This is a genomic window from Bacillus pseudomycoides DSM 12442, from assembly GCF_000161455.1.
Lineage (GTDB): Bacteria > Bacillota > Bacilli > Bacillales > Bacillaceae_G > Bacillus_A > Bacillus_A pseudomycoides.
In genome coordinates this window covers 3,727,206-3,733,647 of sequence record NZ_CM000745.1, presented here as the reverse complement: position 1 = coordinate 3,733,647, position 6,442 = coordinate 3,727,206, and the positions used below count along the sequence as shown (strand labels likewise).

The 6,442-nt window shown below is 36.4% G+C and carries 7 protein-coding genes; 1 reads left to right on the top strand and 6 read right to left on the bottom strand.

Features of this window, described 5'->3' with window-relative positions; genetic code table 11:
* Nucleotides 1-19: 19 nt before the first annotated feature.
* From BPMYX0001_RS18985 to BPMYX0001_RS18970, 4 genes are all read right to left on the bottom strand, one after another.
* Nucleotides 20-1,153, bottom strand: a complete 1,134-nt coding sequence (locus BPMYX0001_RS18985) for a bifunctional cystathionine gamma-lyase/homocysteine desulfhydrase (protein WP_006096053.1) — start codon at nt 1,151-1,153, stop codon at nt 20-22.
* Nucleotides 1,154-1,156: 3 nt separating this feature from the next.
* Entirely contained in the window at nt 1,157-2,080 is a 924-nt protein-coding gene (locus BPMYX0001_RS18980; protein WP_006096052.1) for an O-acetylserine dependent cystathionine beta-synthase, read from the bottom strand.
* Between the two features lie 82 nt (nt 2,081-2,162).
* Nucleotides 2,163-2,858 (bottom strand): 5'-methylthioadenosine/S-adenosylhomocysteine nucleosidase, encoded by a 696-nt coding sequence (mtnN, locus tag BPMYX0001_RS18975; RefSeq protein WP_003200530.1) that lies wholly within the window; start codon nt 2,856-2,858, stop codon nt 2,163-2,165.
* Between the two features lie 14 nt (nt 2,859-2,872).
* Nucleotides 2,873-3,511, bottom strand: a complete 639-nt coding sequence (locus BPMYX0001_RS18970) for a class I SAM-dependent methyltransferase (RefSeq protein WP_006096051.1) — start codon at nt 3,509-3,511, stop codon at nt 2,873-2,875.
* A gap of 136 nt (nt 3,512-3,647) precedes the next feature.
* Between BPMYX0001_RS18970 and BPMYX0001_RS18965 the strand changes: the two genes are divergently transcribed.
* Nucleotides 3,648-3,863: a YrzA family protein gene (locus tag BPMYX0001_RS18965; protein ID WP_000010988.1), complete on the top strand. Its 216-nt coding sequence runs from the start codon at nt 3,648-3,650 to the stop codon at nt 3,861-3,863.
* 37 nt (nt 3,864-3,900) lie between these two features.
* On the opposite strand, the gene BPMYX0001_RS18960 is transcribed toward BPMYX0001_RS18965, so the two are convergent.
* Nucleotides 3,901-4,527: a YrrS family protein gene (locus BPMYX0001_RS18960; RefSeq protein WP_006096049.1), complete on the bottom strand. Its 627-nt coding sequence runs from the start codon at nt 4,525-4,527 to the stop codon at nt 3,901-3,903.
* Nucleotides 4,528-4,643: 116 nt separating this feature from the next.
* Complete coding sequence (locus BPMYX0001_RS18955) at nt 4,644-6,398, bottom strand: peptidoglycan D,D-transpeptidase FtsI family protein (RefSeq protein ID WP_033799117.1); 1,755 nt, start codon at nt 6,396-6,398, stop codon at nt 4,644-4,646.
* Nucleotides 6,399-6,442: the final 44 nt, after the last annotated feature.

Here is a 6,442-nt window from a genome sequence, read left to right as displayed (position 1 = left end):
TTTTAGCAGTGCTTTTTTATTATGCTAATGCTTGGGCTAAATCTTCAATTAAATCTTCGCCATCTTCAATACCGACAGAAATACGAATTAATGTATCTGTAATTCCTAGCTCTTTACGACGATCTGCTGGAATAGATGCATGTGTCATTTGAGCTGGAATAGAAATTAAGCTTTCTACTGCTCCTAAACTTTCAGCAAGCGTAAAATACTGCAGTTTCTCAAGTACTTTATTTAGCGTTTTTGCACTATCTACATCGAATGAAATAATTGCACCGTATCCATTCGCTTGTTCAGTTGCTAATGCATGATTCGGATGTGATTCAAGGCCTGGATAGTATACTTTATTAACTTTTGGATGATTATTTAAAAACTCAGCAATCGCGCGTGAATTTATTTCATGTTCTTCCATACGAATTCCTAATGTTTTTAAACCACGAAGTAACAAGAAGCTATCTTGTGGTCCAAGAATACCACCTGTTGAGTTTTGAACGAAATGAAGGTCTTCTGCTAATTGCGCGCTATTAACAACAACTAATCCGGCAACAACATCGCTATGTCCACCTAAATATTTCGTTGCACTGTGAAGTACAATATCTGCTCCTAAAGAAATTGGTGACTGCCAGTATGGCGTCATGAATGTATTATCAATAATTGTTAATAGACCTTTTTCCTTTGCAAATGTAGAAATTTGCTTAATATCTGTAATTTTTAATAATGGATTTGTTGGTGTTTCTACATAAATTGCCTTTGTATTTGGACGTACTGCTTCTGCTACTTCATCTAAATTTGTTGTATCTACAAATGTATGTTCAATACCGAAACGATTCAATACTTTTGTAATCACACGATATGTTCCGCCATATACGTCATCTGTTAAAATGACATGATCTCCTTTTGAGAATAACATAATAGTTGCTGTAATAGCAGCCATTCCTGAACCAAATGCAAATCCTGCATGACCGTTTTCTAATACGGCAATCATTTCTTCTAATGCTGAACGCGTTGGATTACCTGTACGTGAATATTCGTATCCTTGATGTTTACCAACTGCTTCTTGTTTGTACGTACTTGTTTGATAAATCGGTACGTTTACAGATCCAGTTGAAGGTTCTCCTATGCGAATACCATGAATTAACTTTGTTTTTGCTCTCATTTTTTATTCCCACCCTTTGTATATATCTTTACTTAAATAACGCTCACTGCTATCTGGAAAAATCGTTATAATATTTGTACCTGGTTTTGCCTTTTCAGCCTCTAATAGGCTCGCATGAAATGCTGCTCCTGAAGAACTACCAACAAGAAGACCTTCTTTCTGCGCTAATTCTTTCACACGTCTGAATGCATTTCGATCAGAAATGGTATGAATTTTATCGAAATATGATAATTTTAAAAATGGCGGAATAAATTCAAGACCGATTCCTTCTGTTTCATGTGAACCTGCTTCACCACCATTTAAAATAGATCCTTCTGGTTCTACAATCACCGTTTTAATTTCACAATTTTGTTCTTTTAAATAGGAGGCAGTTCCCATAAATGTACCGCCAGTACCTGCACCTGCTACGAATATGTTAATCTCTCCATCCAACGCTTCCCACAGCTCTGGGCCTAATGTTTTGAAATAGGCACGTGGATTTGCATCATTTGCAAATTGACTTGGAGAGTATGAATTTGGAATTTCTTTTACTAATTCTTTCGCCTTCGCAATTGCGCCTGTCATTCCTTGTTCAGTTGGCGTATGCACAACTGTTGCACCAAGTGCTTTCATCAGCTCTTGCTTTTCAATACTGAATTTTTCTGGAACACAAACAATTACATGTAAATCATGCTCTAGTGCTGCGAGTGCCAGTCCAATGCCAGTATTCCCTGCCGTCGGTTCAATAATTGTTCCCCCTGGCTTTACAAGTCCTTTTGCTAGTGCATCTTCAATCAATTCTCTTCCTAAGCGATCTTTCACGCTTCCACCTGGATTATAAAATTCAAGCTTTGCAAATAAACGAACGCCCTCTGGAAGTGAAAAACGAGTAATTTCTACAATCGGTGTATGACCGATTAATTCATGAACTCCACGATACACCTTCATCGTGTTCTCCTCCTTATTTGCCAATAAAGAAAAGGCAACTGTATGTATCTTCTTTATATGAGACAGTTGCCTTTTTGTTACATTACTTTAACTCTTCTAACACTTTTACAATAAAGTTTGTAGAATGGAGAGCTGCTTGATCTAAAAATTGATCAAATGAAACGTTTGATTCTTTACCAGCAATATCAGAAAGTGCACGAATAATTACAAATGGTACTTTGTATTGATGACATACTTGCGCAACCGCTGCTGCTTCCATTTCTACTGCGTAAAGATTTTCAAATTTATCACGGATTGCTGCAACTCGGTTTGGATCACTCATAAATGAATCCCCTGTTGCAATCATTCCTTTCACAACTTGAATGTTCTCTTCGGATTTCATACATTTCTCAGCTAATGCTATTAGTGCTTCATCCGCTTTAAATCCTGGTGGCATCCCTGGCACTTGACCATATTCGTAATCAAATGCAGTTACATCCACGTCATGATGGCGAACTTCTGTTGAGATGACAACATCCCCAACATTTAAAGATTGATGGAATCCACCAGCTGAGCCTGTATTAATTACTTTTTCAGGTTGGTATCTCTCTAATAAAATTGTCGTCGACATAGCCGCATTTACTTTACCAATACCAGACTTTAACAAGATTACTTCATGTCCTGCTAATGTTCCTTTCGTAAATTCACAACCTGCAACGGTTTCTGTTTCTGCTTGTTCTAATTTGTCACGTAAAATACGTACTTCTTCTTCCATTGCTCCAATTACAGCAATTCTCAATCTAATCCCTCTTTCTATTGCTTAGTTGCCTCCATTACCCAAACGAAATGATTTAATCTCGTAAATGTTACATGGAAGCCATTGTTTTCAAAAATAGATTGCATGATCGGAATACGTGTATAGTATTCTGTTTGCAAATCGTTTGCTAACTGATGAAAACCTCTTTGTTTTGCAGTTTCAACAGTTTTATCATACGCTTCTTGATCTGCAAATATCGTATCAGCAAACACTATTTTACCACCTTTATGAAGCAATTGACTATACTTCGCAATTGCTACATCTTTTTCTTCATCTGTTAGATGATGAAACGCATAAGTGCTTACAATTGTATCAATAGAATCGGGAACATCAAAAGAAAGAAAATCTCCCTCTGTAATTGAAAATCCTTCTGGTAGCTTTTTCTTTGCGATTGTACGCATTTCACGTGACGGCTCTATCCCGTAAACAGTATGGCCAACAAGTAATAATTTATTTGTTAAATTACCAGTGCCAACACCAAATTCTAATACATTTCCAAATGATTTATTTACTACATCCTCTAAAATCTCCTCATAACGAGCGAAAACTTCTTTATATTGTATATCTTCGCCTTGTACGAATGAATCGTACGTATGAGCCCACTCATCAAATAAACCGTTAAATTCTGTACCCATATAAAATTCCCCTTTTTCTTATCGGTTTTATCAGTATGATATGCTTTCTTTACGAAAATGTCAATTGAAACGGAAATGGTATTTCCTTCTTTTCTTTGTTACACTTAACTTGATTATATGGAGAGGAGCGTTTTTTGTGTCATTTACGTTTGAAATGCTGGAAGATAAAGTAGAATTTTTTGAAGCACCAAACTTAGTTTCCTTAGAAAAGAAAATTAACGAACAAATTGACAATAACAAAGCACTTATGCTGGAAGTTCATCATATTTCTCATCAAATGGTTATGGATCCCGAGAGCAAAAGACCTTATTACAGCGCAGTTGTTCATTTTAAATTAAAAAAATTACGCTAACTAAAAAAGAGAGCGGTTCTAAGAACCTCTCTCTTTTTTAGTTTAGAGTTTGAACAAGTGCTGGTTTCCAACCCTCATTTTCTACCCAATCAATATTTACATAATATCTTTTACCAGTTTGTTTATCTTGAACATTACCGTACGCTTTTTGCTTACCGTTATTCCCAATGCGGTGAATAACCAATTGTTCCACTGGAACTTCGATTGCAGCGGAAATTGCTTGTTTCATCTCATTCCAATCTGCTGATCCTTGTTGAAATGTCATTGCCGGTGTTGCACCTTGCGTTGTACCAACTGGCTTCCAAGAAGGTTTCGTATAAGCATCTGTTGCTTTAGGCTGTGTTTTTTCAGCTGGGGTCTTTTCATTTGCTTTTGCTTCTTCCTCAGCTTTTTGTTTCTCTTCGTCCTCTTTTTTCTTCGCTGCTGCTTGCTCTTGTTTCTTAGCTTCTTCTTTCTCTTTCGTTTTCTCAGCTTTATTATCTTTCGTTGTTTGCTGAGATACTTTCTTGTCTGGAGAAGATGCTTGCTCTGTTGTATCAGAAGTAAAGAATACTTGATACGCTACAACAAGTACTGCTAATAACACAATAGCAATTGCAATATTTAAAACACCGTTTTGACGACGTTTTTGTTGTTTCTGTTGGAATCTAGATCCTCCTGCCATTCTTCAAACCTCCATGCAGTTTTTCCTACTTGCTATTGTAACACTAAATCTTAAAAGGTTGAATAACTACAGTAATTTTTTCACGAAATGAAAACATTTGATAATAAATTGCAAGATTACCTTCTACTTTCCAAGTGAGCAATCTCTTCTACAAATTCTTTAAAAATCGGTGTTACAGTATTTTGTTCATTATTCGTTTCTAAGTCAACAACTACTAACGCATATCTTGGGTTTTCATACGGGAAGTAACCCGCAAACCAACGATTTACACTATTTCCTTTTCCTGTTTGTGCCGTCCCAGATTTTCCGGCAACAGATAGCGGTAATGACTGAAAAGTAGTACCTGTTCCTTTCTCCATCGTTACTACTTTTCTTAATAGTGATTGCACTTGTTTCACTGTATGATAAGAGAGTTGTCGCCCCTCCAATTTATGATCTTCAAAATGAAAAAATCTTGTGCCATTTTTGTACCGTATTTCTTTTACAGCTTTTACTTCTTTCTTCTCTCCATTTCTTGCAATCGTCGCCATCATATTTGCAACAGCTAAAGGGGATATTCTTACATCCTTTTGCCCAATCGCCGTTTGGGCGATTGCTTTGTGACTCATCTTAGTTTCTTCTTCATTCCAAACAATTGCTTTTTTCTCTTCTATCAACTGTTTAAACCCAGACGTATGAAACACTTGCCCTTTCCATCCTACCTTCTCACTCGCTCCTAGCGCTTCTAAATACGTTTCCATTACATGTTTATCCTTTTGCATCAATTCATCACCAAGCACAGCAAATGTCCTGTTACAACTCCTAGCAAAGCTCTCTGTGAAGCTTAATTTCCCCATCATAACCTGCGGAGTATTTTCGCCATACGGATCTGTATCACAGTTAAACATACGATGAGATTGAATTATATCATTATCAATTGCCGCGGCCGCTACAACTGTTTTAAAAATAGAACCAGGAAAATGAGGCGTTAGCATTTGGTTTTCCATCGTTTTTTGATACGTACGCTTATCATTCGTCTGTAAAGATAGTTTACTCACCATTGCTAAAATTTCACTCTTCTTCACATCAAGTAGTACTAATCCACCGTTTTTTATTCCATGCATTTGCACAAGCTCTTCTGCTTTTTGTTGCAAAGACTTTTCTATCGTTGTTTGAATCGTAACTGGATAAAAAGGATTTCCAGGAGATGTATATTTTGCACGTTTCCCAAAAATCGGTTCGCCCTGTCTGTCTACTTGATACAACACTTTCGTTTCACCATCAGTCATTAAAAATTCATCAAATGATTGTTGAAGTCCTGAAATACCAATCGGTGTTTGAATAGGGAACCTCTTCATTTCCCCGTATCGCTTTTGAAATTCATTCTCGTTTTCTCCTACTGCACCAATTAAATGTTCTGCTTCTGGTATTTGTTTCACCCTTACTTCAGTTGCAACCATGCCTAACATATCCGCACGATTAATCTTTTCCACCTGTTCTTTCGTTAATTGAAACGGTTTATCACCTCTTTGAAATATAAATGGTTTTCGTTTGTCTTTCATTTGCAGATTTATGTCTTGTCCCGGCACACTAATGATATGCGCAATTTTCTCTAACATGTCATTTTTTATTTGTAGAAATGGAAAAATAATTAACACTGAATACTTTTCTTCACCAAGTTCTACTCCATTTCGATCAATAAAACGTCCCCTACCATCATCCACTGTAACTGCTTGTGTACGCTGGGTAACACTCTTTTCAATTAAATTTATATGTTTATCTGTAAATGATTCAGTAGATATAAGCTGTATTTGTACCAATCTTCCAAGCAATAGCAACATGATGCATGTAAAGCATAATAAGGTGATGATAATTCTCCGTTTGATTTTCATAAAAAACACCTCGTCTTTTCAGTTTAGACGAGGTGTCATTCCTT

Excerpts from the sequence above, each read along its gene's own strand:
- BPMYX0001_RS18985 (WP_006096053.1), bottom strand. The coding sequence starts at position 1,153 with ATGAGAGCAAAAACAAAGTTAATTCATGGTATTCGCATAGGAGAACCT.
- BPMYX0001_RS18980 (WP_006096052.1), bottom strand. The coding sequence starts at position 2,080 with ATGAAGGTGTATCGTGGAGTTCATGAATTAATCGGTCATACACCGATT.
- BPMYX0001_RS18970 (WP_006096051.1), bottom strand. The coding sequence starts at position 3,511 with ATGGGTACAGAATTTAACGGTTTATTTGATGAGTGGGCTCATACGTAC.
- BPMYX0001_RS18960 (WP_006096049.1), bottom strand. The coding sequence starts at position 4,527 with ATGGCAGGAGGATCTAGATTCCAACAGAAACAACAAAAACGTCGTCAA.
- BPMYX0001_RS18955 (WP_033799117.1), bottom strand. The coding sequence starts at position 6,398 with ATGAAAATCAAACGGAGAATTATCATCACCTTATTATGCTTTACATGC.